Genomic DNA, 25601 nt, shown 5'->3' on the forward strand with positions numbered 1-25601 from the left:
TCAAGGGGTGACATGGAACGCAAGACGCCGACGGACAACCTCACGATTGGCGAGGTCGCCGCACGCGCAGGTATCGCGACCTCCGCTATCCGCTTTTACGAGCAAGAGGGTCTCATCACATCGGTGCGCACCGCCGGAAACCAGCGGCGCTACCCCCGCCACACGCTCCGCCGGCTCTCGATCATCGGCTACGCGAAGCGCCTCGGCATCCCGCTCACCGAGGTCGCCGCGGTGTTTGAGACGCTGCCCACGGATCGCATGCCGAGCAAGCGGGACTGGACAAGGATCTCTGCGCGCTGGTCCGCCCTGCTCGACGAGCGCAAGCGCCGCCTTGAGGCCCTCCAGCAAGAACTCTCGGCGTGCATCGGCTGCGGCTGCCTGTCACTGAACAGTTGCAACGCACTGAACCCGGGCGACGCGCTCGCCGAGCGGGGGTCTGGCCCGGTGCGCCTCGAGGAGGCGGTCGAAGGCGACGTGACCCCCGTGCGTTAGCCGCGAAGCATCGCCGAGACGGCCCGACTGAGCCACCCTTCGGGCGCATCCGCGTCCGCACGCGCGGCGATCACTCCGTCGGGCCGCACCAGGAGCGCCTCACCGGTTCCAAGGCCTGCGCGGTCGAGGAACGCCCGCGAGGCCCACTCCCCGCTCGTCACCGAGACAACCTCGAGGTCCACGGGCAGCGCGGCCGAGCGCACCGCGACCCGCCACGGCGCGGCCTCGCCAGCCACGAGCAGCCGCGCGGTCCCCCACGCCGCGTCGAGGACCGAGCCGCCAGCGTCGAGCTCCGCGTGCGGCAGCCGCCGCCCCGGCGCCCCGGAGGGCGCATATGCTCCCTCCGGAAGGGCTGATGCCGGCGCGTACCCGCTTCCGAGCAGCAGCTCATCCTCAATTCCGTACGCCCGGCCGGCGTTTCCGAGCGACCGCTCGACGACCGCGGCCGCGACGGGCCGACGCTCCGCAGTGTATGCGTCGAGGAGTGCCGCCTCAGCTTCTCCCTTGATCACGGCGGCCAGCTGCCACGAGAGCGTCTGCGCGTCAGCGATCCCGACGTTCATCCCGTGACCGCCCGTTGGTGGCGTCTGGTGCGCAGAGTCGCCCGCGAGGAGCATTCGCCCCTCACGGAACGCGTCGGCAACGCACGCGTCCATCCGCCACAGCATCGTGTCGGTGATCTCCACCGCGAGATCCGGAATGCCCGCCGCGTCGCGCACCAGGCGAGAAAGACGCGCCGCGTCGTTCCTCAGCGCGTCGGAGTCGGCGCCGTCCGTGATCGGGTACTGGTAGATCCACTCAGTATCGTTATCGATCGCGAGAAAGCCGCCCTTGCCGCCAGCGATGAAGTAGGAGGTCGCTTCGCGACCGCGCACGGCGTCGCCGAGCGGCGCGCGGAAGCGAACGGAGAGATACTTTCCGAGGCCCTGCTCGCCCTCGAGCTCGATCCCTGCCTGTTCTCGGACAATGCTGCGCGAACCGTCGCACCCGACCACCCAATCGGCGGTGAGATCGCGGTCGTCAACGGTGACCACAACCCCGCGCTCGCCCCCGTTCAAGTGCGTGACCCGCGCCCCAAACACCAGATCAGCCCCCGCCGCCCGCGCCGCGTCCGCGAGCACCGGTTCCAGCCGATCCTGCGAGCAGAGCGCCCCGGGAGATGGCGTGTTTGCCGAGCCGCTCTCGGCTGCCGCAGCACCGGAGGTGAGCTCAGCGGCCTCGTCAACGAGGCAGTCACCGCGGAAGAATCGCACGTGCTCCGCGGGTAGGGACACCGCCCTGACCGCGCCCTCGATGCCGAGCCCGCGGTATGTTTCCATCGAGCTCGCGGAGACGCCGCGGGCCTTCGGGTGCCGCGACAGCCCCGGGTGCGATTCAAGGACGAGCACATCGACGCCCCTGCGGCGGAGCAGCGTCGCGAGCGTCAACCCGACCGGGCCCGCTCCAACAATGATGACCTCGCGATGCGTGTTGCTCTCTTGCATATCACCTTCCGTAACGCCAAATTCGAATTTAAACGTTACACTATGGGTATGCAGATTCGCCAGACCGACATCCGCGGCCCCGGCCGAGCCCTCGGCCTCCGCTTCGTCGTGGACGCAGTCAATGCCCCTGACCTCGCTTCCGCGTGGCCCACGCTCACCAAGGCCCACGGCGATCCGCACCTTGGGGAGCTCGACGCGTCACCGGAACCGGTCGCCGCGGCGGCGCGGGCGCTGCGGGAGATCTTCGCCATCCATGACCCACGCCAGGCCGCGGCCTCACTCAATCACATGCTCGCCGAGCGCTCCGCGCAGCCCGAGCTCGCCGAACTCGCTGACGGCAGGTGGGCGCTTCGCCCCCACCTCGCCGACGCCTCGACTGCGGCCGATACGCTCGCCCGCGTCGGCGCCTTCGCTCTCGCGACCTGGCTCGCCGAGCGTGGCCGATGCGCGTGGGGCCTGTGCGAGGCCCCCGACTGCGACCGCGCATTCATCGACGAGGGACGGCGCGCGCCGCAGCGCTTCTGCAGCAGCACCTGCGCCACCCGGACCAGAGTGGCGCTCCACCGCAAGGCTGCGGTGCGCGGCGCACCTACGGCGTGAGCGCGTACGTTACCGCGCGATCCCGCTCCCGGAACCCCAGCCGCTCGTACATGCCGAGCGCGCCAGAGGGGTTCGTCGCGTCGACGTCGAGCTCGGCCCGCAGCAGCCCCGCCCGCCCGTACGCGCGAAGCGCCTCCGCCACGACGATGGTGGACAGCCCGAGCCCGCGACTCCCTCGCACGACCCCAACCGTTTCGATATAGCCGAACGGGCCACCCGTGCGAACCCAATCCCTGCGGGGCAGTTCGGTCAGGGCGAAGGCCTCGACCCGAATGGGGCTCTGCCGTGTGCCGCGCCCAGACACGACCAGCCGCGAGAGCTTTGGCGCAAAGTCACCGCTGCTGTCGCGCCGCCACTCGGTTCGACTCAGGGGCGCGAACCCCCAGTGGTCTCGAAACGCATCATTCAGCGCAACCCGCGTCGCCTCCGAAAGCCCCAGACGGAGCCGCTCGAGCCGCATCCCCGCGGGCAGCCCCCGGTGCGGGGGCGGGCAAGCAGCGCTGCGGTCGAGCGTCAGCCACGAGCGGGCACGGTGAAAGCCCGCCGCCTCCAGTAGCGCGACCGTCTGCACGTTTGCCTCGCGGGCCCCGACGACCACTCTGCCGGGGAACGCGCTGCGCGCACCCTCCAGGAGCCGGCCGCCACGGGCCACCTGCCACGCGAGGAGCCGCCGCCCCACTCCGCGCCCGCGCCAAGCCGGGTGCACCGTCGCGTCGAGCGCGACCTCGCGATGGGGCTCAACGCCCGCCAGCGTGGACCGCTCCGGCTCGGCTCCGAGGCGCGCTGACGCCGCGGCCACGATCGCGCCGCTCCGCGCGACGCCGACCACACCGTCCACTCTCGGGCTAAATCTCGGCGCACGCATCCCGCGCGCAACCTCGCGTCGCGAGACCGAGTGGGCGGGGTCGTCAACCTGACCCGCCTCAGCCAGCAGCCAGTGCAGCCCTCCCGCATCCGAGCGGCGCATCGCACGCCAGACAATCGGCTCGCCCGGTGTCGCTACTGGGCCTGGTCTTGAATGCACTCTGACTGCTCCTCACGTCCGTCGCCCCGCAACTCAGCTCGGGGCCAATGACTATTTCAATCATCAGTGATACGATCGTATAGATCACGATAGTTAGGAATCAACATGAACAGCACCCACCCGAGTGGTGACGCGACGACCCTCACCATGACGGCGGGCACGAAGGTGCTCGTCTGGGCGGTGCTTGGCGCGGCCGGCGTTGGGCTTGGCCTTGCACTCCCGTGGCTCCTACAGAACGCCGCGTCGTGGCCCATCCCCTACTTCAACGTGCTTGAAGCCGTCGGCTCGATCGAATCCCCCTTTATGGTGGCCGGCCGGCCGGCGGTGCTCGGCCTCGTCGGCCTCGCCTTCGCGTTCTTCATCACGCACGAGGCGGCTACACTCGTCATTACGGACGGGGCGATCAGCGTCACCGAGGGCGATGACACTCGAATCATTGAGCGCAGCCAGGTTGGTGGCGTCTATGCGAAGGGCGGCAAGGTGCGTATCGAGTCCCCCGAGGGGCGGGTGCTGTTTCACGACGATGTCGAGGGCGGCAGGGTGGCGATCGCCGCAGCGTTCCGACGCCACGGATATCCGTGGGAGTCAGTCGAGCAGGCATCCAAGGAGGTTACCCAGTGACCGCTCCCCTCATCCCGGTCTCCGCGCGCACGCTCATCGAGGGTTCCTTCGATGCCTCGGGCCAGGCGCAACTCTCGGCCGTGTACGACGTGGGCCTCGCGCTCGGTCTTCCCGAGCAAACAGTGCGCCTCGCGCTGCGACGAATGCAGGCCGCAGGTGAACTGACGCAGGTCGGCAGGGGTCGCGCCGGGCGCATCGAGCTGACACCTCGCGCCCGCGCTCGCACGCGTCGCGAGAACGCGCTCGTCGAGTTTGCGTTCGCGCAAGACGCGGGGGAAGCCAGATGGGACGGGGCATGGCGTCTGTATGCTTTCTCGGTGCCCGAGCGCTCGCGGGCGGAACGCGACTCGCTCAGGGCTGCGCTCACCTGGCTTGGCGCCGCGCCCGTCGTCGCCGGCATGTACGTCAGCCCGCACGAGCTCGGCGAAGAACTCGCCGGAGTGGTCGCACCCACAACCATCGAGAGATGGCTCGTGCGTGGCACGACCGTGGATCTCGCGATCCCCGGCGCCAGCACCCCGCAGCAGATCGCCGAGACGCTGTGGCCCGCCGAGACAACGTTAGCCGCCTATGCGCCGCTCGCGACCGTACTCGCGACCTTGCCGGCCGGCAGCCTCGACGAAGTTTCCTCGACCGCGCGAGCACTTCAGCTCGCCGAGGGGCTCGACCGGGCACTCGCCGTCGATCCCCTGCTTCCCGGCGAGCTTCGCCCCGCAGGTTGGGAACCGCGACGCCTTCGCGAGGCCTTCGCCGCTGAGTGGGCGGCGTTAGAACACACGTGGGGCGCACTCCCCGTGTTCAGTTAGCGGGTCCCCTGAAACGGCTGAGCGCCGCCACCCAATGGGTGGCGGCGCTCAGCCGTAACGAGTGTCTCGCGCTAGACGATAGGGGTCGGCGTGATCCCGAACTGGGCGAGCCCGGCGGCTCCCCCATCTTCAGCCGTCAGCACCCAGATACCGCCCTCGTGTACGGCGACCGAGTGCTCCCACTGGGCGCTCATCGAGCCGTCCGCGATAGTGACCGTCCAGTCATCGTCCTGCACGACAGTGTCGATCGTGCCAGCGGAGATGATCGGTTCGATAGCTACAACGAGCCCCGGTTTCACCTCGGGGCCCCGCTTCGGCACCGCGACGTTAAACACTGGCGGATCCTCGTGCATACTGCGCCCGATGCCGTGGCCGATGTAGTCCTCGAGCACGCCATAGTCGCTGTGCTTCCGCACGTAGCTCTGCACGGCCTCTCCGACCTCGTTGAGGTGCTTCGCGCGCGCGAGGCGCGCGATCCCGTGCCACATCGCCTGTTCGGTGACCTGCGAGAGCTTCTCATTCGCCTCGGTGAGCTCCGGCCTGGCCGGATCGGGAATCACCGCGGTGAACGCCGCGTCGCTGTGCCAGCCGCCGATCACCGCGCCGACGTCGAGCGACACCACGTCACCCGGCTCAAGCGGGCGATCCGTCGGGATAGCGTGCACAACGTCAGCGTTTACGTTCGCGCAGATCGTGTGGCGGTAACCCGGCTCAAGCATGAAGTTCGGTTCGCCACCGCGCGCGCGAATCGCGGCCTCGGCGATCGCATCGAGTTCGAGCGTCGTCACCCCGGGGCCGACGGCCGCGCGCATCGCAGCGAGCGCGTCGACCGCGGCAAGGCCCGGCTCGATCATGAGACGGAGCTGTGCCGGAGACTTGTAGATCGAACGGCGAAGGAACCCGCGGCGTGACATCCCTAGCGGCCCAGCTTGGCGCTCAGTGCGACCGCAATGCGCTCGGCGACCTCGTCGATGCCGCCAAGGCCGTCGACGCTCACGAGGATGCCCCGCTCCGTGAACAGCTCGATGAGCGGTGCGGTCTGCTCCGCGTAGACGTCCTGCCGGTGCCGGATGACCTCTTCGGTATCGTCGGCGCGACCCTCGATCTCGGCGCGCTTGAGCAGCCGCGCAACGACCTCGTCGGTGTCGGCCTCGAGCAGCACGACTGCGTCGAGCGCATCGCCCTCAATCATGCCGTCGAGGGCGTGAACCTGCTCGACGTTGCGGGGGTAGCCATCGAGGAGGAACCCACCAGCTGCGTCCTCCTGCTGAAGCCGATCCTGCACGATCTCGTTCGTAAGCGTGTCAGGAACGAGCTCGCCGGCCTCAATGATGGCCTGCACGCGCTGGCCAAGCTCGGTACCGCCCTTGATGTTTGCGCGGAAGATGTCTCCCGTGGAGATCGCCGGGACGCCGTAGGCCTCCGCGATCTTTGAAGCCTGAGTGCCCTTACCTGCGCCGGGCGGGCCGATGATGAGAAGACGGGTTACTGTCACTTGAGAAGTCCTTCGTAGTGGCGCTGCTGGAGCTGAGCATCGATCTGCTTGACCGTCTCAAGACCCACGCCAACAATAATGAGAATCGACGCGCCACCGAACGGGAAGTTCTGGTTTGCGCCGAAGAACGAGAGCGCCACGAGCGGAAGCAGCGCGATAATGCCGAGGTAGAGCGAACCCGCGCTGGTGATGCGGGTCAGCACGTAGTTCAGGTACTCGGCGGTCGGGCGGCCGGCGCGAATGCCGGGGATGAAGCCCGAGTACTTCTTCATGTTGTCGGCGACCTCTTCAGGGTTGAAGGTGATCTGCACGTAGAAGAAAGTGAAGCCGATGACGAGCAGGAAGAACACGAGCATGTACAGCGGCTGGTCGCCGTAGACGAGATTGTTCTGAACCCACACGACCCACGCTGCGGGCTCCTCGCCAGCCTTCGGCTGGTTGAACTGGGCCAGCAGCAGCGGCAGGTACAGGATCGCGGAAGCGAAGATCACGGGGATCACGCCCGCCATGTTCACCTTGATCGGGATGTAGGTGCTCGACCCCCCGTAGGTGCGGCGGCCGACGACGCGCTTCGCGTACTGCACCGGGATGCGGCGCTGCGACTGCTCGACAAACACGACCGCGCCGATGACAACAATGCCGACGAGGATGACGAAGAAGAAGATCTCCCACCCGCGCTGCTCCTTGATGACCCAGAGGGCACCCGGGAACGATGCGGCGATCGAGGTGAAGATGAGCAGCGACATGCCGTTGCCGACACCACGCTCGGTGATGAGCTCACCGAACCACATGATGAGGCCGGTGCCCGCGGTCATCGTGACGATCATGATGAGGATCGCCCACCACTCCTGCGCCACGAGGTTCTGGCAGGCCTGGTTGACGGCGCCACCGAAAAGCTGCCCAGAGCGCGCAACCGTGATGAGCGTCGTCGACTGCAGCACTGCAAGCGCGATCGTCAGGTAGCGGGTGTACTGGGTGAGCTTCGCCTGGCCCGCCTGGCCCTCCTTATGGAGGGTCTCGAAGTGCGGGATAACCACGCGAAGAAGCTGAGTGATGATCGACGCGGTGATGTACGGCATGATGCCGAGCGCGAAGATCGAGAGCTGCAGGAGCGCGCCACCACTGAAGAGGTTGACCATGTCATACAGCCCGGCGGTGCCCTCGCCACGGTTCGATGCGAGACATGCCTGCACGTTGTTGAAGTCAACAAACGGCGTAGGGATAAACGAACCGAGCCGGAACAGGGCAACAATTCCGAGCGTGAAAACGATCTTCCGACGGAGGTCGGGGGTACGGAAGATCCGTCCGATGGCGCTGAACAAAACTTAGCCTCCTGGATAGTTCGCGGGCGTCTGCCTGCGAGGAGCAACTAGACCAGCCTACACGTGCGGTGCGTACTGGAAAACGAAAAGGAGGGAGTTGAGGAACCCAAGGTCCCCCAACCCCCTCCATTCACTCGAGTTGGACTCGAATGTTACTTAACTTCCCCGCCTGCGGCGACGATCTTCTCGGCTGCAGAGCCGGAGACCTTGTCGACCTGTACGGAGAGCTTGACCTTCAGGTCACCGTTGCCCAGCACCTTGACGGGCTGGTTCTTACGGACAGCGCCCTTTGCGACGAGAGCCTCGATCGTGACCTCGCCACCCTCGGGGAACAGTTCCTCGAGCTTCGCGACGTTCACAACCTGGTACTCGGTGCGGAACGGGTTCTTGAACCCGCGCAGCTTCGGGGTGCGCATGTGCAGCGGCATCTGGCCGCCCTCGAAGCCAGCCTTGACCTGGTAGCGCGCCTTGGTGCCCTTGGTACCGCGACCAGCGGTCTTACCCTTGGACGCCTCACCACGACCAACGCGGGTCTTAGCGGTCTTCGAGCCAGCGGCCGGGCGAAGGTGGTGTGCCTTCAGCACGGAGCCGCGCTCTTCGTTGTTCTCGCTCATTCGTCGATCTCCTCAACCTGGACCAGGTGAGCAACCGCACGGACGTAGCCGCGGTTAGCCTGGGTGTCCTCGCGAACGACCGACTGGCCGATCTTGCGGAGACCGAGGCTGCGCAGCGTATCGCGCTGGTTCTGCTTCTCACTGATCACGGACTTCGTCTGCGTAATCTTCAGGCTCTTAGCCATTACGCACCTGCCTTTGCCTTAGCGGCAGCGTCGGCCGCGGCCTTCGCCTCAGCGCGCACGAGGCGAGCCGGAGCGACGCGGTCGAAGTCGAGACCACGACGAGCTGCAACGGAGCGGGGCTCCTCGAGCTGACGCAGCGCCTCAACGGTCGCATGCACGATGTTCAGGGTGTTCGACGAACCGAGCGACTTGCTCAGCACGTCGTGGATGCCAGCGCACTCGAGTACGGCGCGAACCGGGCCACCGGCGATAACACCGGTACCAGCAGCTGCCGGACGGAGAAGAACGACGCCGGCTGCGGCCTCGCCCTGCACCGGGTGCGGGATCGTGCTGCCGACGCGCGGCACGCGGAAGAAGTTCTTCTTCGCCTCTTCGACGCCCTTCGAGATTGCGAGGGGAACTTCCTTCGCCTTCCCGTAGCCAACGCCGACGGTGCCGTTGCCATCGCCAACCACGACGAGCGCGGTGAAGCTGAAGCGACGGCCGCCCTTGACGACCTTCGACACACGGTTGATGGTTACGACGCGCTCGAGGAACTGGCTCTCGGTGCGGTCACGGCCGCCGCTGCGGTCGCCACGGGTGCCGCGGTCGCGGCTTCCGCGACGCTGCTCACGGGGCTCGTTGCGGTGATCGCTGTTCTGCGCCTCAGCGGCCGGAGCCTCTGTCTGAGCCTCAGCAGTCACTTCCTGCTCCTTCGTTTCATTGCTCACAGTGTCAGACCTCCCTCGCGAGCGCCATCGGCGATCGCTGCGACACGGCCTGCGTACTTGCTGCCGCCACGGTCGAAGACAACAGCCTCGACACCAGCAGCCTTGGCACGCTCAGCGACGAGCTCGCCGACCTTGCGGGCCTTAGCGGTCTTGTCACCGTCGAATGCACGGAGATCTGCTTCCATCGTCGACGCCGAAGCCACGGTGTGGCCCTTTGAGTCGTCGATGACCTGCACGAATACGTGGCGCGACGAGCGGGTCACCGAGAGACGGGGACGCAGTTCGGTGCCGACAATCTTCTTGCGCAGACGGGCGTGGCGGCGAACGCGCGCAGCCGAACGACCCTTTGCACGGGTGATGTTAGCGGCCATGGTTACTTACCAGCCTTTCCAGCCTTGCGACGAACAACCTCGTCAGCGTAACGAATGCCCTTGCCCTTGTAGGGTTCCGGCTTCTTCAGCTTGCGGATGTTCGCTGCGGCTTCACCGACTGCCTGCTTCGAGATGCCGCTGACGGTGATCTTGTTGGCACCCTCCACGACGAGCGTGATGCCCTCGGGAGCGGTGAACGACACAGGGTGCGAGAAGCCGAGAGCGAGCTCGAGGTCCGAGCCCTTCTGCTGCACGCGGTAGCCGGTACCAACAACCTCGAGCTGCTTTGCGTAGCCCTCGGTCACACCAATGATGTTGTTGAAGATGAGCGTGCGGCTGAGGCCGTGCAGCGCTCGGGACTCGCGCTCGTCGTTGGGGCGGGTGACCAGAATCTGGCCGTCCTCAACAGCGACGCGAATGGGCTCAGCGACGACGAGCGAGAGCTCGCCCTTCGAACCCTTGACCGTGACCTGCTGGCCATCGATCTTGACATCTACACCGCCGGGGATGGCGATGGGAAGCTTTCCAATACGTGACATGACGGCTTACCACACGTAGGCCAGCACTTCGCCGCCCACGCCCTTCTGCTCGGCCTCGCGGTCCGTGAGGAGCCCCGAAGAGGTGGACAGGATCGCAATGCCGAGTCCGCCGAGCACGCTCGGGATCTCAGTCGAGCCCGCGTATACGCGGAGGCCCGGCTTCGAGACGCGCTTGAGGCCCTCGATCGACGCCTCGCGGTTCGGACCGTACTTCAGCGTCATGGTGAGGGTCGTGCCGACGCGAGCCGCCTCGACCTTCCAGTCGCTGATGTAACCCTCGCGCTTGAGGATCTCGGCGATCCGCTCCTTCAGCTTTGAGCCGGGAAGCGAAACGTCGTCATGATGTGCGCTATTTGCGTTGCGCAACCGGGTAAGCATGTCTGCTACCGGATCAGTCATCGTCATGATTGACTCTTTCTTTCTCGCCTGGTTTCACGCCTCGTTACACGAGACGCGACCTGGGTGACACGCGAACGGGGTGCCCGGGAAAGCCCCGGGCACCCTGTCCGCTTGGACTATTTAGTTGTCAGCCTTGAACGGGAAGCCGAGCGCCTTGAGCAGCGCACGACCCTCGTCGTCGGTCTTTGCGGTGGTGACAATGGTGATGTCAAAACCACGCACGCGGTCAATCTTATCCTGATCGATCTCGTGGAACACACTCTGCTCGGTCAAACCGAACGTGTAGTTGCCCGCACCGTCGAACTGCTGGTCCGAAAGTCCGCGGAAATCGCGGATACGGGGCAGTGCGAGGTTGACGAGACGATCAAGGAATTCCCAGGCACGATCGCCACGAAGAGTGACGTGCGCGCCAATGGCCTGTCCCTCACGCAGCTTGAACTGCGCGATGGACTTACGGGCCAAGGTGACCTTGGGCTTCTGGCCGGTGATCTTCACGAGGTCAGCGATAGCGCCCTCGATCACCTTGCTGTCACGAGCCGCCTCGCCGACGCCAGTGTTCACAACGATCTTCACGAGACCGGGAACCTGCATGACGTTTGCGTAGGAGAACTCTTCGCGGAGTGCCGGGACGATTTCGCCGCGGTACTTCTGCTTCAAGCGAGGCTGGATTTTGCCAGCCGCCACAGCAGCTTCAGACATTAGAGGTCCTTCCCAGACGACTTCGCGTAACGCACGCGAACCGTCTTCTTCTTGCCGTCCTTCTCAACCTCTTCGACGCGGAAGCCAACGCGAGTCGGCTTCTTGGTCGAGGGGTCGACGACAGCAACGTTCGACACGTGGATGGGAGCCTCAACGGTCTCGATGCCACCCTCCTTCGTGCCGCGGTCGGACTGGCCGACGCGCACGTGCTTGGTGACGTAGTTCACGCCTTCGACGACCAGGCGGTCAGTCTCGGTGAGAACCTCGAGAACACGACCCTGCTTGCCGCGGTAGCCACCGCGCTCCTGGGTCGGGCCCGAGATGACCTCTACGAGGTCACCCTTCTTGATCTTTGCAGCCATAGGACTAGATCACCTCCGGTGCGAGCGAGACGATCTTCATGAACTTCTTGTCGCGAAGCTCACGGCCAACCGGCCCGAAGATACGGGTGCCGCGGGGCTCCCCGTCAGCCTTCAGGATCACGGCAGCGTTCTCGTCGAAGCTGATGTACGAACCGTCAACGCGACGGGTCGACTTGCGGGTACGAACGATGACGGCCTTGACGACCTCACCCTTCTTGACGTTGCCGCCGGGGATCGCGTCCTTCACGGTCGCGACGATGGTGTCGCCGAGACCTGCGTAACGACGCCCTGAGCCCCCGAGGACACGGATGGTAAGCAACTCCTTGGCGCCGGTGTTATCGGCAACCTTGAGTCGGGATTCCTGCTGAATCACTTGCTACTCCTTCAGTCAGTAAGCGCGGGGCGCTTACTTCGCCTTCTCGAGGATCTCGACCAGACGCCAGCGCTTCGAAGCGCTGAGCGGGCGGGTCTCGTGGATGAGAACGAGATCGCCGATGCCGGCGGTGTTCTGCTCGTCGTGGGCCTTCACCTTCGATGAGCGACGCATGACCTTGCCGTAGAGCGGGTGCTTCACGCGGTCCTCGACCTCAACAACAATGGTCTTATCCATCTTGTCGCTGACGACGTAGCCACGGCGCGCCTTGCGATACGGTCGCTGTTCCTTCTCGACCTCAGCCATTCTTAGGCCTCCTTCGTCTCAGCGGCGGCGGGCGCCTGCTCGGTCTTCTTGGTGGACGACTTCTTGGCAGAAGCCTTCTTCGCGGGCTCAGCGGCCGGGGTGACCCGAATGCCGAGCTCGCGCTCGCGGAGCACGGTGTAGATGCGAGCGATGTCGCGCTTCACCTGACGTACGCGCCCGTGGTTCTCAAGCTGGCCGGTGGCCGACTGGAAACGCAGGTTGAAGAGCTCGGCCTTAGCCTTCTTCAGCTCTTCCGCGAGACGCTCGTTTTCGAAGCTGTCAAGCTCGGTGACAGCCAGTTCCTTGGTTCCGATCGCCATTACGCGTCGCCCTCCTCGCGCTTGATAATGCGGGCCTTGAGGGGCAGCTTGTGGATGGCACGGGTGAGTGCCTCACGAGCGAGCTCCTCATCGACACCGGCGACCTCGAAGAGGACGCGGCCCGGCTTGACATTGGCAACCCACCACTCGGGTGAGCCCTTACCGGAACCCATGCGGGTTTCAGCGGGCTTCTTGGTCAGCGGACGGTCAGGGTAGATGTTGATCCACACCTTGCCACCACGCTTGATGTGACGGGTCATCGCGATACGAGCGGACTCGATCTGACGGTTCGTCACGTAAGCGGGGCTGAGCGCCTGGATACCGAACTCACCGAAGGTGACAGTGTTGCCACCCTTGGACTGACCGCTGCGGCTCGGGTGATGCTGCTTGCGGTACTTGACTCGACGGGGAATCAGCATTGGTTACTTCTCCGCTCCTGCTGCAGCGGGTGCAGCCTCAGCCTGAGCGCCACGGGGCGCACGGCGGCGATCGCCACGCTCACGAGACGGCTTCTGAGCCGCCTGCTCACGAGCGAGCTCCTTGTTCGTCAGGTCGCCCTTGTAGATCCAGACCTTCACGCCGATGCGGCCGAAGGTGGTCTTCGCCTCGTAGAAGCCGTAGTCGATGTTCGCGCGGAGCGTGTGCAGCGGCACGCGACCCTCACGGTAGAACTCCGAACGGCTCATCTCAGCGCCGCCAAGACGGCCGGAGACCTGGATACGGACGCCCTTGGCGCCAGCGCGCTGCGCGCCCTGGAGGCCCTTGCGCATTGCGCGGCGGAACGCCACGCGAGCAGCGAGCTGCTCGGCGATGCCCTGAGCGACGAGCTGAGCGTCAGCCTCGGGGTTCTTGACCTCGAGGATGTTCAGCTGGATCTGCTTGCCGGTGAGCTTCTCGAGGTCAGCGCGAATCCGCTCTGCCTCAGCACCGCGGCGACCGATAACGATGCCGGGGCGAGCAGTGTGGATGTCTACGCGGACACGGTCGCGGGTGCGCTCGATCTCGACTCGCGAGACGCCTGCGCGGTCCAGCTGGACCTGCAGGTGCTGGCGGATCTTGATGTCCTCGGCGAGATAGTCAGCATAACGCTGGCCCTTCTTCGTCGAGTCCGAGAACCAGCGCGACACGTGGTCGGTGGTAATCCCGAGGCGGAAGCCGTAGGGATGAATCTTCTGGCCCATTCCTTAGGCTCCCTTCTGAGCTGCCAGCTCATCAGCGGTCTGAAGAACGACCGTGATGTGGCTGGTGCGCTTGTTGATACGGAACGCGCGACCCTGTGCACGGGGGCGGAAACGCTTGAGCGTTGCGCCCTCATCCACGAATGCGCGCGCGATGACGAGCTCGTCCTCGTTGAGGCGCAGGTTCTCAGCGTCAGCCTTCACACGTGCGTTAGCGATCGCCGAAGCGACGAGCTTGAACACGGGCTCTGCGGCAGCCTGGGGCGCGAACTTCAGGATGGCGAGTGCCTCCTGCGCGTTCTTGCCACGAACCAGGTCAACGACACGACGGGCCTTCTGGGGGGTGATGCGGATATGACGCACGCGTGCGATCGATTCCACCATTTCTCTTCCTCCTTCACGTCACCGCGTTAGCGGCGACGGCCCTTCTTGTCGTCCTTCACGTGGCCACGGAAGGTACGAGTCGGGGCGAACTCGCCCAGCTTGTGCCCAACCATGGTTTCGGTGACGAATACGGGGATGTGCTTCCGACCGTCGTGCACAGCGATGGTGTGTCCCAGCATTGCGGGGATGATCATCGAGCGGCGCGACCAGGTCTTGATCACGTTCTTGGTGCCAGCTTCGTTCTGTACGACCACCTTGTTCAGCAGGTGGTTGTCGACGAAGGGGCCCTTCTTGAGACTACGAGGCATCTTCTATATCTCCTACCTGCCGACTAGCGCTTCTTGCCAGCGTTACGGCGGCGCACAATGAGCTTGTCGCTTTCCTTGTTAGGACGGCGCGTACGGCCTTCCTTCTGGCCCCAGGGGCTAACCGGGTGACGGCCACCCGAGGTGCGGCCTTCGCCACCACCGTGGGGGTGATCCACCGGGTTCATGACGACACCACGCACGGTCGGGCGGACGCCCTTCCAGCGCATACGGCCGGCCTTACCCCAGTTGATGTTCGACTGCTCGGCGTTGCCAACCTCGCCGACGGTCGCGCGGCAGCGCGCGTCGACGTTGCGAATCTCGCCCGAGGGGAGACGCAGCTGAGCGTAGGGGCCATCCTTCGCCACGAGGCGAACCGAGGAACCAGCGGAACGAGCGAGCTTCGCTCCCCCACCGGGCTTCAGCTCAATCGCGTGAATAACAGTACCCGTGGGGATGTTCTTCAGCGGCAAGTTGTTGCCGGGCTTGATATCCGAGCCGGCACCCGACTCGACGATGTCGCCCTGCTTGAGCTTGTTCGGAGCGATGATGTAACGCTTCGTGCCGTCCTCAAAGTGCAGCAGCGCGATGCGCGCGGTGCGGTTGGGGTCGTACTCGATGTGCGCTACGCGGGCGTTGACGCCGTCCTTGTCATTGCGACGGAAGTCGATGACGCGGTACTGGCGCTTGTGGCCACCACCGATGTGACGAGTCGTGATGCGGCCCTGGTTGTTGCGGCCACCCGTCTTCGGGAGTGGACGCAGCAGCGACTTCTCGGGCGTGGAGCGCGTGATCTCAGCGAAATCAGCAACGCTCGACCCGCGACGACCAGGGGTCGTCGGCTTGTACTTGCGAATTGCCATGTTGTGTTCCTTTTCGCCCCTTCTACAGCGCAGCCGTGAAGATGTCGATGGAGCCCGACTTCAGCGTGACGATGGCGCGCTTGGTGTCCTTGCGCTTGCCGAGGCCAAACTTCGTGCGGCGGGTCTTGCCCTTGCGGTTCAGGGTGTTGATCTTTGCGACCTTCACACCGAATACCGACTCGATGGCGAGCTTGATCTCGGTCTTCGACGCGGTGGGAGCAACCTCAAAGGTGTACTGTCCGTTTGCGTCGATGAGGCCGTAGCTCTTCTCCGAGACGATCGGGCGGATGATGACGTCGTGCGCAGCCTTGTTCATGCTCACTTCGAGTCCTCCTTAGCGGCACGACCGTCGACGAAAGCGTCGAAAGCTGCCTTGGTGAAGACGAGATCGTCACTGACGACAACGTCGTAGGCGTTGAGCTGATCGTGGAACAGCACGTGAACGTTCGGAAGGTTCTGAACGCTGAGCACGGTGAGCACGTCTTCGCGGTCTACGACCACGAGCACGCGGTTGCCCGGTGCGACCTGAGCGAGGAACTCGCGTGCGGTCTTCGTGCTCGGCTTGTCAGCGATGCCGAAGCCCTCGACAACGTGCAGACGGTTCGCGCGTGCGCGGTCCGAGAGCAGGCCAACGAGTGCAGCAGCGATCATCTTCTTGGGGGTGCGCTGCGAGTAATCGCGGGGCACGGGCCCGTGGACGATGCCACCGCCGCGGTGCTGCGGCATGCGGACCGAGCCCTGGCGTGCACGGCCAGTGCCCTTCTGCTTGAACGGCTTGACGCCGGAACCCGAGCGCTCGCCACGGGTCTTGGTCTTGTGCGTACCCTGACGGGCAGCAGCCAGCTGTGCCGTGACCACCTGGTGGATCAGCGGAACGTTGGTCTCGGCACCGAAGATAGCCTCGGGAAGGTCAACCGACCCAGCCTTCTTGCCCTTCGCGTCGAAAACCTCGAGCTTGGTAGCGGTAGCCATGAACTACGCCCCCTTCACTGCGTTGCGGACGAAAACGAGACGACCACGCGCACCGGGAACTGCACCCTTAACCAGGATGAGGCCCTTCTCGGCGTCGATCGCCTGAACGGTGAGGTTCTGCACGGTCACGCGATCGGTGCCCATACGGCCCGGCATCTTCTTGCCGCGGAAAACGCGACCGGGAGTTGCTGCGCCACCGACAGAGCCAGGCTTACGGTGGTTGCGGTGTGCACCGTGCGATGCCGAAACGCCCTTGAAGTTGTGACGCTTCATAGCGCCCGCGAAGCCCTTACCCTTCGAGGTGCCAACGACGTCGATCTTCTGACCGGCTTCGAAAGCGCCTTCGATGGTGAGCTCCTGGCCGAGGCTGTACTCAGCAGCGTCGGCGGTGCGGATCTCGGTGATGTGGCGACGCGGCGTAACACCGGCCTTCTCGAAGTGACCAGCCGAGGGCTGGTTCACCTTGCGGGGGTCGATCTGACCCGCGGCGATCTGAACGGCGCTGTAGCCGTCGACCTCGGGGGTACGGATCTGGGTGACAACGTTAGGCGCCACCTCGATGACGGTGACGGGAACGACCTTGCCGTCCTCGTCCCATACCTGAGTCATGCCGAGCTTGGTGCCCAGGAGACCCTTCACATTACGTACTGCAGTCATGTCTGGATCCCCCCTTAGAGCTTGATCTCGATGTTGACATCGGCCGGGAGATCGAGACGCATGAGCGAATCGACGGCCTTCGGGGTGGGATCGACGATGTCGATCAGGCGCTTGTGCGTGCGCTTCTCAAAGTGCTCGCGGCTGTCCTTGTACTTGTGCGGCGAACGGATCACAGCGATCACGTTCTTTTCCGTGGGGAGCGGCACGGGGCCGATCACGGTTGCGCCCGCGCGGGTGACCGTATCTACGATCTTGCGCGCTGAGCTATCAATGACCTCGTGGTCATACGACTTGAGTCGAATGCGGATCTTCTGTCCCGCCATGACATCTCTACTTTCTACTTGCGTCGTACTTTCGGCTTGTGGCCGACAGCATTGGACGTCTTGCGTACCAGCGCCCGTGGCAGTACGGGCACCCTGAAGTGCCTTAGTGCTGGGTCTCTGTTCACCTATCAATTTCTGCACGCACCAAAACGACCGGACTCGCGTCTGGCCGCCCCTCGGCGTGCAGGCTGTGTTCGCTGCCCGCGGCCTCACCGCCCCGATCAAGTCGAGAGGTAATGCACAGCCTGGCAGTGATCCGCATGCACGGAGTACTGAACCTGTCTATTCTGACACAGGGATTCACGCCGTGCAACCCGGGCGTGTCGCGTGTCGCGGCGCCCGAAAATTCCCCCTCCACAGCATCTGGGTTCAGCAGAAGGCATGCCCAAACTCGCGTGTTTAGGCATTACCTGCGCCGATCCAAGAGGCACTGCGCGGCGCACCCAGCACGCAGTACCCCAGAGCCCCTGGGCTAGACCCTGCGGTAGGTCAGGTCCCGGATGTCGCGACCCTTTTCAATGCCCTTGTTCTCAAACGCGGTGAGCACGCGGCCTTCATAACGGTCGGCCCAATCGCCCTCGAACGCCCGCTCAAACCCGGGGGCCTCGTCCATGACCACGCGCATGTGGTCGGCGTAGTTCTGCCAGTCGGTGCCGAGCCGCAGCACGCCGCCGGGCTTCAGCGCCCGGTGAGCGATGCGCGCGAAGTCCGCACTGATGAGCCGGCGCTTGTGGTGCTTGGCCTTCTTCCACGGGTCCGGGAAGAACACCCAAATCTCCGAGACCGACCCTTCGGGCAGGTAGTGCTCGAGCAACTCCGGCGCGTTGACCTCGGCTAGGCGCAGGTTCGTGAGCCCTGCGTCGGCGGCGCGAATCACGGTCCTGGCGAGGCCAGCACGGAACACCTCGATCGCGAGGAAGTTGGTCTCGGGTCGGGCGGCCGCCGCTGACAGAATCTGGTGCCCCTGGCCCGAACCGACCTCGACAATGAGCTCGGCCTCACGGCCGAAGATCTCAGCGGGGTCGCCCTTCTCGCCCTCGGCAACGCTCGTCGCCGCCGGCCCGTGGGCGATCTCGAGCAGGAAGTCGGCGCGCGATTCCTCCCACGCACGCTCCTGGGACGGCGTCATCCGGCCGCTGCGTCGCACAAACGACACGGGCTTATCGCGAAAGGTTGAGGGGTCAAATGCTCTGCGGGGCTGGTCAGTCACCCGTCAACGGTAGCCGGGCGCCCCTGGGAGTGCAATTGCGGCACGAGAGTATCCGCCGCAGCGCGCGCTCCGGGACTACGATGGAACGACATCATTGGAGCCACAAGGAGCGTGCTGAGATGAAGCGGATTCTGCTGGTCAACGGACCGAACCTTAACCTGCTCGGCACGCGCGAGCCCGAGATCTACGGCAGCGACACCTTGAAGGACGTCGAGCGGCTCGTCATCCGCGTCGCGAAAGAGTACGGGATCGACGTGCGCGCGGTGCAGTCGAACCACGAGGGCGAGCTCCTCGACGCGATCCACGAGGCGCGACACGACTGCTCTGCGATCATCATCAACCCGGCGGGGCTGACCCACACCTCTGTCGTGCTGCGCGACGCGCTCGCGGGCGTGCCGCTCCCGTTCGCCGAGATCCACATCTCAAACGTGTTCGCACGCGAGGAGTTCCGCCACCACTCGTTCCTCTCCCCCCTCGCAGAGTTTGTGATTACCGGCGCCGGCATTCAGGGCTACGAGTTCGCGGTGCGGCGCATCGCCGGCCTGCTCGCGCGTTAACCTCACGCAGGCTTCGTCCGCCAGCCGCGCCTAGGGCGCGGTCGGGAACACGTTGAACAGCGACGGGTTGTGCGCGTGCACGAGCACAGCGAACACCACGGCGTCGAACAAGAGGTGCACCGTCACCACGTAGCTGAGTGAGCGCGTGCGCAGGAAGATGAACCCCTGAACGAGCGCGAACGGGATCGTGAGGAGCGGCCCCCAGGCCCGGTACCCGAGCTCCCACAGGAACGAGACAAACACCACCGCCTGGAGCGCGTTCGCGAGCCACACAGGGAAGTGCCGCAGCAGCACGGCGAACACCGTGCAGATGAAGAACAGCTCGTCCCAGATGCCGACGGCGCCAACCCCGACAAACAATCGTGCGATGAGGTCAGGGCTGTCCACCCGTGGCCAGTTCGCGTAGACGCCCGACGAGATGAAGTAGTAGGGCAAGATCAGCCAACCGAGCACGAGCACGCCCGCGAGCCAACTCCAGTGCAGCCGACCCCAGCGTCGCCGGGGCGAGGCTCCACGCCACGGGAAGCTCGTCGCCCTGTCGCGGTAGCCGAACCGCGATACAAGGTACGGCACGAGCACCGCGCCCCCGAGCGCGAGCGTGAACCGCAGCATCGCGAGGTTGTCGAGCTCGGCCGCGAGCGGAATCGTGCGCACGATGAGCAGCCCCAGCGCGATGAGCGAGAGGTCGCGCGTCAACGAGGGCGCGGCGGGAGCCTCCGCCACCGGCGAAGATCGGGGAGCGATCAGGATCCCGGCGCGCCTATCCGCCACCACCGCAACCAGGAGCCCGGCCGCGAGCAGCCCGGCCCCCAGCCAGGGCAGCTCGGCGACGAAGAACGCTGGCGCCGCGAGCACCACACAGATCGCGGCAGCAAGGCCGACGCCCAGACCCCGTGTCGTCACGCTCATGCCACCAGCGTAACCGCTGCCCGCGGCCGCCTAGCGGCTACCCCCGCCCGCGACCCGCGACGACCGACGGCAGCCCCGCCGCGAGGAGCAGCCCGCCGATCCACCACCACAGCAGCATCAGGAAGCCGCCGTCAAGGAACGGGGCGGCCATCAGGATCGCGCCGGCGAGGGCGACGGCCGCCGCCGCGATCCTGCTCCCGAGCCCGAACCACACGGCGACCGCGAGCAGCACGGCGAGCACTGCCCACGCGGCCCAGTCGAGTCCGAAGGTACCGTTGAAGCCCGCGATCCCCATCCACACGACCGGGAGCGCGACGACCGCCGCGCCCACCCAGCGCCAGGTCCGCGCCTCGCGCGGCCCGATCCCACGCGAGAGGCGCCACGGCGTGACCGCGGCGAGCCACAGGATGAGCAAAAGCGGCAGGTACTCGGCGACGGAGATGAGCGCCGCGGGAAGCACTGTGACGATAACGGCGAACGCCGTCACGGTCGCGGCGCTCGCCCAGGCGTAGGCGGGCCGGTACCGCGGCGGGAGCACGAGCCCGAGTGCGACGATCGCGATCGGGATCAGCGAGAGGAGCGCGGCCTGGCCGCCGCCGCGCATGAGGAACCCGGAGAACGCCGCGGTGAGGATCGCGACCGCAAGGCCCGCGGCCTGCAACAGCCACGCTGCGCGGGCCGCCCGCTGCCAGTTCGTGTCTGCCCCCGTGGTCGCCGGGTCGAGCTCGGCGAGATACTGCGAGGCGAAGACTTCGGGGCCGCCGAGGCCCGCGAGCGCCTCTTCGACCGAACGCCCGCTGTCCTGCGCCTCAGCGACGTGCGCCCGGACGTCGTCAAGCGCGGCGCTCCGCATTGCCGCGGGCGCATCGCCGAGCGCTTCGCCGAGCGACCGGAGGTATGTCTCGACCTGCTTCGAGTGTGTCTGTGCATTCATGAGGTCTCCTTGGTGTCTGTACCGGGCTGATGATCCGCCACCTGCCCGGGCGGCTGGGCGGCGGCGATGAGCGATTCCACCTCGCCCGCGATCCCGCCCCACACGGTGGCAAAGACCGCGAGCAGCTCACGGCCCCGCGCGGTGATCGCGTAGTACCGCCGGGGGCGGGTGCCGCCCGTGTCTTCGGGTTGCTCCCACCTGGTCTCGACCGCGCCCGCCTCGCGCATCCGCGCGAGCAGCGGATAGAGACTGCCCTCGCTCGCGCTCAGGCCGCGATCCATGAGGGCGCCCGCGAGCTCGAGGCCGTACATGTCGCGGCCCGAAAGCAGCGCGAGCACGCAGTACTCGAGCACCCCCTTGCGGAGGTTTGTGGCTATTCGCTCGGCCTGTGATTCCATGACACCGACTATACCTTGCGTAACAAGTATTGCAATGCATGAACAAGTTTTTCTGTGCTCACAATTGCGGAGGACTACGCTGTGCGTATGAGCACTGAGGCAGCCACCCATCCAGCTGATTCCCACGACCGTATTCGCGTCTATGGCGCCCGCGAAAACAACCTCAAGGACGTGAGCGTCGAGCTCCCGAAGCGGCGGCTCACGGCATTCACCGGAGTCTCCGGCTCGGGCAAGAGCTCGCTCGTCTTCGCGACGATCGCGGCTGAGTCCCAGCGACTCATCAATGAGACGTACTCCACGTTCGTGCAGGGCTTCATGCCCACCCTTGCCCGCCCCGACGTCGACCTACTTGACGGGGTGACCACCGCGATCCTCGTCGATCAGCAGCGCATGGGCGCCGACCCGCGCTCCACCGTCGGCACCGCGACCGACGCGAACGCGATGCTGCGCATCCTTTTCAGCCGCCTCGGCACACCGCACATCGGCCCCGCGAAGGCATTCTCCTTCAACGTGGCCTCGATCTCGGGTGCCGGCGCGGTCACCGTCGAGAAGGGCGGCCGCACCACGAAGGAGCGCCGCTCGTTCAACATCATTGGCGGCATGTGCCCGCGCTGCGAGGGCCGCGGGAAAGTGAGCGACTTCGACCTCACCGCGCTCTACGACGCGTCGAAGACACTCAACGAGGGCGCCCTCACCATCCCCGGCTACTCGATGGATGGCTGGTACGGGCGCATCTTCGGCGGAAACGACTTCTTCGACGCTGACACCCCGATCAAGGATTTCACCGAGAAGCAGCTCAACGCCCTCCTCTACAAAGAGCCGACGAAGATCAAGGTCGACGGCATCAACGTGACCTACGAGGGGCTCATCCCGAAAATTCAGAAATCGATGCTCTCGAAAGACCGCGAGGCGATGCAGCCGCACATCCGCGCGTTCGTCGACCGGGCGATCACCTTTGACACCTGCCCCGAGTGTGAGGGCACCCGGCTCACCGAGCTCGCGCGCTCATCGAAGATCAAGGGCATCTCGATTGCCGACGCGTGCATGATGCAGATCTCGGACCTCGCAGAGTGGGTGCGGGGCGTCGACGACGCGTCTGTGGCGCCGCTCCTCGCGAACCTCCGCGACACCCTCGACTCGTTCGTCGAGATCGGACTCGGGTACCTCTCGCTCGACCGGCCCGCCGGCACGCTCTCGGGCGGTGAGTCGCAGCGCACGAAGATGATCCGCCACCTGGGGTCGAGCCTCACCGACGTGACGTACATCTTCGACGAGCCATCGATCGGGCTCCACCCCCACGACATCCAGCGCATGAACGGCCTGCTCCTCAGGCTGCGCGACAAGGGCAACACTGTGCTGGTCGTCGAGCACAAGCCCGAGATGATCAAGATCGCCGACCACGTCGTCGACCTCGGCCCCGCGGCTGGCGCAGCGGGTGGCGAGATTTGCTTCGAGGGCACGGTCGACGAGCTCGCGGCCTCTGACACCGTCACCGGCAGGCACTTCGGCGACCGCGCCTCCCTGAAGGATTCGGTGCGCGAGGCGACCGGCGCGATCGAAGTGCGCGGGGCAAACCGCAACAACCTCCGCGACGTCGATGTCGACGTGCCGCTCGGCGTGCTGTGCGCGATCACGGGCGTTGCCGGCTCTGGCAAGTCTTCGCTTATCCACGGCTACGTATCGGGCAGGGAGGGCGTCATCGCGGTCGATCAGTCCCCCATCAAGGGATCCCGCAGGTCGAACCCCGCCACGTACACGGGGGTGCTCGACCCGATCCGCACCGCGTTTGCGAAGGCGAACGGCGTGAAACCGGCGCTGTTCTCGGCGAACTCCGAGGGCGCGTGCCCGGTCTGCAAGGGCGCCGGCGTCATCTACACCGACCTCGTCGTCATGGCTGGCGTTGCGACCCCGTGCGACGAGTGCGAGGGTCGGCGCTACCAGGCTGAGGTACTGCAGTACCGTCTCGGTGGGAGCGAGGACGAAGGCGGCAAGAACATCGCCGAGCTGCTCGAGATGTCAATCACCGACGCCCACTCGTTCCTGTCCGGGGACTCCCCTGCGGGCGCGAGTGCGAAGGTGCCGAAGGCCGCGAAGATCCTCGCACGCCTCGTCGACGTCGGGGTCGGCTACCTCACGCTCGGCCAGCCCCTCACCACGCTCTCCGGCGGTGAGCGCCAGCGCGTGAAGCTCGCGATCGCGATGGCGGAAGACGCGGGCGTGTACGTGCTCGACGAGCCAACGACGGGCCTGCACCTCGCCGACGTCGAGCAGCTGCTCGGCGTGCTCGACAGGCTCGTCGACTCGGGCAAGAGCGTCGTCGTCATCGAACATCACCAGGCTGTCATGGCCCACGCCGACTGGATCATCGACATCGGGCCCGGGGCGGGCCAAGACGGTGGCACCGTGGTCTTCGAGGGGACGCCCGCAGCCCTGGTGGCTGCGAAGTCGACCCTCACCGGCGAGCACCTCGCGGAGTACGTGCGGTAGGCACGGGGCGCGCCGGGCTCCCCGGGCCCGGCTCCGGGGCTCGGGGCTCAGGGCTCGGGGCTCGGGGCTCGGCGCCCCGCGGTGACTCCCCGCGCCCCATGTCCCTCAATTTCTCCAATGCGCGTCATTTTCCCCCGGAATTAGGGGTGCACCGGATTATTTGGGTGGGAGGTGGTGGCGTCGACTCGCGCACGGCACGCAGCGCGTCGCGAACGGGCGCACCTCGAGCCGCTCCACGGGAATGGGATCGCCACAGCTTTCGCATACCCCGTAGCTGCCGGCCGCCCAGCGCTCGAGCGCGGCATCGACCTCCGAGAGTTCACCACGCGCGGCGTCCGCGAGGCCGCTGAGCCTTGACCACTCAGACGAGAGCGTCACGCCCTCGGGGTCGTGCTCGTCGTCATCGTTCGAGGATTCGCGACTGCGCACGAGCTCGGCGAGCGTGCGCTCAAGCTCGCTGGCGCGCCCCGCGACCTCGAGCCGGGCCGCCTCAAGCAGCGCTAGCAGCCGCGGGTCAGCAGCACCAGCGCCGCCAGCACCAACAGCACCAACAGCACCAGCAGCGCCGTCAGCACCAGCAGCACCAGCAGCCGCGCCCACGACTACGCCTCCGCAGACGGGTCGACCGGAGCCTTCTCGTTCAACGCCCGGATCAGCCGGTACAGCTCACCAATCGCATGCGGCCGAGGCACGAGGCGAACCCGCGCAAGGCCCGCGCGCTCAGCCCCCTCCTCCGGGTACGGCTCAGTCAGGGCGATCTCGCCCGCGGCGAGCATGTACCCGAAGCGTTCGTTGAGCTCCGCGAGCCGTTCCGCGGTCGGCGCGGTCTTCACATACAGCAGCAGCGCATCGCGCTCACCGGGCGTGTGCGAGGGGAACCAGCGCAGGTCGACGTAGTTGCTCCAGAACTCGTGGACATGCTCGACCGCCGCCGCCGCGGAATCAGTGATGAGTACCCGGTCGAGGTCTCCCGGCGTGACGTAGCCGCCGCGCTCGAGCTCGTCCACCACGAAGCCTTTGAAACTCTCCCAGTAGGTGCCGCCGGGCCGGTCAAGCAGCACGATCGGCACGGGCACCATCTTGCCCGTCTGCTGCAGCGTCAGCAGCTCGAACGTCTCATCCATCGTGCCGAACCCGCCGGGCAGGCAGATGAACGCGCTGGACTCTTTCACCAGCATGAGCTTGCGCGTGAAGAAGTACTTCATCGCCACGTGGCGTTCGTCGTTCGCGACGAACGCGTTCGGCTCTTCCTCGAACGGCAGCCTGATGGAGACCCCAAGCGAGTGCTCCGCCCCGGCCCCGATGGCCGCGGCCTCCATGATGCCCGGGCCGGCGCCGGTGACCACCATCCAGTTGTCTTCGGACAGCTCACGCGCGCTCTCCTGCGCTGCCGCGTAGAGCAGGTCCCCCGGCTTCGTGCGGGCGGAGCCGAAGATCGTCGCCTTGCGAACGCCCGCGTACGGGGCAAACAGGGCGAACGCGTGGCGCATCTCTTCGAGCGCCGCCGATGAGATCTTCAGGTCGAGGCGCGAAGCGCCGTCTGCCGCGAGGCCCAGGCCAGTCTTGATGATGCGGCGCACGAGCGCGCGCTGGCCGGTCACCCCCGCCGACCTGAGCAGCTCATCGAGTGCCTCGTCCGTGTGCGTGTTCTCTGGGGCTGTCATGCCCCCAGTCTAGGAGTTCGCGGGGGTCAAAGCGCTAG

37 protein-coding genes are annotated in these 25601 nt (G+C 66.0%); 6 read left to right on the top strand and 31 right to left on the bottom strand.

The features are described 5' to 3' along the window. Window positions 1–12 precede the first annotated feature (12 nt). The gene (soxR, locus tag FB468_RS15695) at window positions 13–492 is read left to right on the top strand and encodes a redox-sensitive transcriptional activator SoxR (protein WP_141888660.1); all 480 of its coding nucleotides are present in this window, start codon (window positions 13–15) and stop codon (window positions 490–492) included. Here soxR and FB468_RS15700 read toward each other — a convergent pair. Beyond that, window positions 489–1976 (bottom strand): FAD-dependent monooxygenase, encoded by a 1488-nt coding sequence (locus FB468_RS15700; RefSeq protein ID WP_141888662.1) that lies wholly within the window; start codon window positions 1974–1976, stop codon window positions 489–491. The genes soxR and FB468_RS15700 overlap by 4 nt on opposite strands. A gap of 48 nt (window positions 1977–2024) precedes the next feature. Here FB468_RS15700 and FB468_RS15705 point away from each other — a divergent pair, with 48 nt between their 5' ends. Continuing rightward, window positions 2025–2576 carry a CGNR zinc finger domain-containing protein gene (locus FB468_RS15705; protein ID WP_141888664.1) on the top strand — a complete coding sequence of 184 codons (552 nt, stop codon included), beginning with the start codon at window positions 2025–2027 and terminating at the stop codon, window positions 2574–2576. Here the strand turns inward: FB468_RS15705 and FB468_RS15710 are convergent. Beyond that, window positions 2566–3600 carry a GNAT family N-acetyltransferase gene (locus FB468_RS15710; RefSeq protein WP_141888666.1) on the bottom strand — a complete coding sequence of 345 codons (1035 nt, stop codon included), beginning with the start codon at window positions 3598–3600 and terminating at the stop codon, window positions 2566–2568. The genes FB468_RS15705 and FB468_RS15710 overlap by 11 nt on opposite strands. Before the next feature lie 105 nt (window positions 3601–3705). Between FB468_RS15710 and FB468_RS15715 the strand changes: the two genes are divergently transcribed. Beyond that, window positions 3706–4221 carry a YqeB family protein gene (locus tag FB468_RS15715; protein ID WP_141888667.1) on the top strand — a complete coding sequence of 172 codons (516 nt, stop codon included), beginning with the start codon at window positions 3706–3708 and terminating at the stop codon, window positions 4219–4221. Continuing rightward, on the top strand, window positions 4218–5027 hold the full coding sequence (locus tag FB468_RS15720) for a PaaX family transcriptional regulator (protein WP_141888669.1): 810 nt from the start codon (window positions 4218–4220) through the stop codon (window positions 5025–5027). The genes FB468_RS15715 and FB468_RS15720 overlap by 4 nt, the downstream gene beginning before the upstream one ends. A gap of 71 nt (window positions 5028–5098) precedes the next feature. Here FB468_RS15720 and map read toward each other — a convergent pair whose 3' ends face one another. From map to trmB, 24 genes are all read right to left on the bottom strand, one after another. Further along, window positions 5099–5941, bottom strand: coding sequence for a type I methionyl aminopeptidase (gene map / locus FB468_RS15725; RefSeq protein WP_141888670.1), 843 nt, complete (start codon window positions 5939–5941; stop codon window positions 5099–5101). Window positions 5942–5943: 2 nt separating this feature from the next. Next, the gene (locus FB468_RS15730; RefSeq protein WP_141888672.1) at window positions 5944–6522 is read right to left on the bottom strand and encodes an adenylate kinase; all 579 of its coding nucleotides are present in this window, start codon (window positions 6520–6522) and stop codon (window positions 5944–5946) included. Beyond that, the gene (gene secY / locus FB468_RS15735; RefSeq protein WP_141888674.1) at window positions 6519–7844 is read right to left on the bottom strand and encodes a preprotein translocase subunit SecY; all 1326 of its coding nucleotides are present in this window, start codon (window positions 7842–7844) and stop codon (window positions 6519–6521) included. Before secY ends, FB468_RS15730 begins: the two co-directional genes overlap by 4 nt. Before the next feature lie 152 nt (window positions 7845–7996). Beyond that, complete coding sequence (gene rplO / locus FB468_RS15740; protein ID WP_141888676.1) at window positions 7997–8458, bottom strand: 50S ribosomal protein L15; 462 nt, start codon at window positions 8456–8458, stop codon at window positions 7997–7999. Beyond that, window positions 8455–8643: a 50S ribosomal protein L30 gene (gene rpmD, locus FB468_RS15745; RefSeq protein ID WP_059063319.1), complete on the bottom strand. Its 189-nt coding sequence runs from the start codon at window positions 8641–8643 to the stop codon at window positions 8455–8457. The genes rplO and rpmD overlap by 4 nt, the downstream gene beginning before the upstream one ends. Continuing rightward, on the bottom strand, window positions 8643–9353 hold the full coding sequence (rpsE, locus tag FB468_RS15750; RefSeq protein ID WP_141888677.1) for a 30S ribosomal protein S5: 711 nt from the start codon (window positions 9351–9353) through the stop codon (window positions 8643–8645). The genes rpmD and rpsE overlap by 1 nt, the downstream gene beginning before the upstream one ends. Continuing rightward, window positions 9350–9724, bottom strand: a complete 375-nt coding sequence (gene rplR, locus FB468_RS15755) for a 50S ribosomal protein L18 (protein ID WP_141888679.1) — start codon at window positions 9722–9724, stop codon at window positions 9350–9352. The genes rpsE and rplR overlap by 4 nt, the downstream gene beginning before the upstream one ends. A gap of 2 nt (window positions 9725–9726) precedes the next feature. Then, complete coding sequence (gene rplF / locus FB468_RS15760; protein WP_141888681.1) at window positions 9727–10263, bottom strand: 50S ribosomal protein L6; 537 nt, start codon at window positions 10261–10263, stop codon at window positions 9727–9729. 6 nt (window positions 10264–10269) lie between these two features. Beyond that, on the bottom strand, window positions 10270–10668 hold the full coding sequence (gene rpsH / locus FB468_RS15765) for a 30S ribosomal protein S8 (RefSeq protein ID WP_141888682.1): 399 nt from the start codon (window positions 10666–10668) through the stop codon (window positions 10270–10272). Between the two features lie 114 nt (window positions 10669–10782). After that, entirely contained in the window at window positions 10783–11361 is a 579-nt protein-coding gene (rplE, locus tag FB468_RS15770) for a 50S ribosomal protein L5 (protein WP_121078626.1), read from the bottom strand. Then, complete coding sequence (rplX, locus tag FB468_RS15775) at window positions 11361–11723, bottom strand: 50S ribosomal protein L24 (protein WP_121078628.1); 363 nt, start codon at window positions 11721–11723, stop codon at window positions 11361–11363. The genes rplE and rplX overlap by 1 nt, the downstream gene beginning before the upstream one ends. Before the next feature lie 4 nt (window positions 11724–11727). Continuing rightward, window positions 11728–12096 carry a 50S ribosomal protein L14 gene (rplN, locus tag FB468_RS15780; protein WP_059063306.1) on the bottom strand — a complete coding sequence of 123 codons (369 nt, stop codon included), beginning with the start codon at window positions 12094–12096 and terminating at the stop codon, window positions 11728–11730. Window positions 12097–12129: 33 nt separating this feature from the next. Continuing rightward, on the bottom strand, window positions 12130–12402 hold the full coding sequence (rpsQ, locus tag FB468_RS15785; RefSeq protein ID WP_119281520.1) for a 30S ribosomal protein S17: 273 nt from the start codon (window positions 12400–12402) through the stop codon (window positions 12130–12132). A gap of 2 nt (window positions 12403–12404) precedes the next feature. Then, entirely contained in the window at window positions 12405–12722 is a 318-nt protein-coding gene (gene rpmC, locus FB468_RS17600; RefSeq protein ID WP_119281521.1) for a 50S ribosomal protein L29, read from the bottom strand. Next, the gene (rplP, locus tag FB468_RS15795) at window positions 12722–13141 is read right to left on the bottom strand and encodes a 50S ribosomal protein L16 (RefSeq protein ID WP_119281522.1); all 420 of its coding nucleotides are present in this window, start codon (window positions 13139–13141) and stop codon (window positions 12722–12724) included. Before rplP ends, rpmC begins: the two co-directional genes overlap by 1 nt. A 3-nt stretch (window positions 13142–13144) precedes the next feature. After that, window positions 13145–13903, bottom strand: coding sequence for a 30S ribosomal protein S3 (gene rpsC, locus FB468_RS15800; RefSeq protein ID WP_121078630.1), 759 nt, complete (start codon window positions 13901–13903; stop codon window positions 13145–13147). A 3-nt stretch (window positions 13904–13906) separates the two neighbouring features. After that, window positions 13907–14284 (bottom strand): 50S ribosomal protein L22, encoded by a 378-nt coding sequence (gene rplV, locus FB468_RS15805; RefSeq protein ID WP_119281523.1) that lies wholly within the window; start codon window positions 14282–14284, stop codon window positions 13907–13909. 26 nt (window positions 14285–14310) lie between these two features. Then, window positions 14311–14592 carry a 30S ribosomal protein S19 gene (rpsS, locus tag FB468_RS15810; RefSeq protein WP_025133706.1) on the bottom strand — a complete coding sequence of 94 codons (282 nt, stop codon included), beginning with the start codon at window positions 14590–14592 and terminating at the stop codon, window positions 14311–14313. A gap of 23 nt (window positions 14593–14615) precedes the next feature. Next, window positions 14616–15452: a 50S ribosomal protein L2 gene (rplB, locus tag FB468_RS15815; protein ID WP_141888684.1), complete on the bottom strand. Its 837-nt coding sequence runs from the start codon at window positions 15450–15452 to the stop codon at window positions 14616–14618. 22 nt (window positions 15453–15474) lie between these two features. Next, a complete protein-coding gene (gene rplW, locus FB468_RS15820) occupies window positions 15475–15768 on the bottom strand; it encodes a 50S ribosomal protein L23 (RefSeq protein WP_183075415.1) in 294 nt (97 codons plus the stop codon). 2 nt (window positions 15769–15770) lie between these two features. Beyond that, on the bottom strand, window positions 15771–16424 hold the full coding sequence (gene rplD, locus FB468_RS15825; RefSeq protein ID WP_141888686.1) for a 50S ribosomal protein L4: 654 nt from the start codon (window positions 16422–16424) through the stop codon (window positions 15771–15773). 3 nt (window positions 16425–16427) lie between these two features. Beyond that, window positions 16428–17081, bottom strand: coding sequence for a 50S ribosomal protein L3 (gene rplC, locus FB468_RS15830; RefSeq protein ID WP_141888688.1), 654 nt, complete (start codon window positions 17079–17081; stop codon window positions 16428–16430). 14 nt (window positions 17082–17095) lie between these two features. Further along, window positions 17096–17404, bottom strand: a complete 309-nt coding sequence (rpsJ, locus tag FB468_RS15835; protein ID WP_010156393.1) for a 30S ribosomal protein S10 — start codon at window positions 17402–17404, stop codon at window positions 17096–17098. Between the two features lie 472 nt (window positions 17405–17876). After that, window positions 17877–18614, bottom strand: a complete 738-nt coding sequence (gene trmB, locus FB468_RS15840; RefSeq protein WP_141888690.1) for a tRNA (guanosine(46)-N7)-methyltransferase TrmB — start codon at window positions 18612–18614, stop codon at window positions 17877–17879. Between the two features lie 119 nt (window positions 18615–18733). Here trmB and aroQ point away from each other — a divergent pair, with 119 nt between their 5' ends. Continuing rightward, window positions 18734–19171 carry a type II 3-dehydroquinate dehydratase gene (gene aroQ, locus FB468_RS15845; RefSeq protein ID WP_141888692.1) on the top strand — a complete coding sequence of 146 codons (438 nt, stop codon included), beginning with the start codon at window positions 18734–18736 and terminating at the stop codon, window positions 19169–19171. 30 nt (window positions 19172–19201) lie between these two features. Here the strand turns inward: aroQ and FB468_RS15850 are convergent, their stop codons facing one another. From FB468_RS15850 to FB468_RS15860, 3 genes are read right to left on the bottom strand one after another with little or no spacing between them, the layout of a single operon-like run. Further along, window positions 19202–20080 carry a CPBP family intramembrane glutamic endopeptidase gene (locus FB468_RS15850; protein ID WP_141888693.1) on the bottom strand — a complete coding sequence of 293 codons (879 nt, stop codon included), beginning with the start codon at window positions 20078–20080 and terminating at the stop codon, window positions 19202–19204. 37 nt (window positions 20081–20117) lie between these two features. After that, the gene (locus FB468_RS15855) at window positions 20118–21014 is read right to left on the bottom strand and encodes an HAAS signaling domain-containing protein (RefSeq protein ID WP_141888695.1); all 897 of its coding nucleotides are present in this window, start codon (window positions 21012–21014) and stop codon (window positions 20118–20120) included. Then, window positions 21011–21412 (bottom strand): PadR family transcriptional regulator, encoded by a 402-nt coding sequence (locus FB468_RS15860; RefSeq protein WP_141888697.1) that lies wholly within the window; start codon window positions 21410–21412, stop codon window positions 21011–21013. The genes FB468_RS15855 and FB468_RS15860 overlap by 4 nt, the downstream gene beginning before the upstream one ends. A gap of 87 nt (window positions 21413–21499) precedes the next feature. Here FB468_RS15860 and FB468_RS15865 point away from each other — a divergent pair, with 87 nt between their 5' ends. Further along, on the top strand, window positions 21500–23899 hold the full coding sequence (locus FB468_RS15865; RefSeq protein ID WP_141888699.1) for an ATP-binding cassette domain-containing protein: 2400 nt from the start codon (window positions 21500–21502) through the stop codon (window positions 23897–23899). A 156-nt stretch (window positions 23900–24055) separates the two neighbouring features. Here FB468_RS15865 and FB468_RS15870 read toward each other — a convergent pair whose 3' ends face one another. Beyond that, the gene (locus FB468_RS15870) at window positions 24056–24499 is read right to left on the bottom strand and encodes a TraR/DksA family transcriptional regulator (protein ID WP_246056007.1); all 444 of its coding nucleotides are present in this window, start codon (window positions 24497–24499) and stop codon (window positions 24056–24058) included. 2 nt (window positions 24500–24501) lie between these two features. After that, the gene (locus tag FB468_RS15875; protein WP_141888700.1) at window positions 24502–25563 is read right to left on the bottom strand and encodes an LOG family protein; all 1062 of its coding nucleotides are present in this window, start codon (window positions 25561–25563) and stop codon (window positions 24502–24504) included. Window positions 25564–25601 lie beyond the last annotated feature (38 nt).

This window comes from Leucobacter komagatae (assembly GCF_006716085.1).
Taxonomy (GTDB): domain Bacteria; phylum Actinomycetota; class Actinomycetes; order Actinomycetales; family Microbacteriaceae; genus Leucobacter; species Leucobacter komagatae.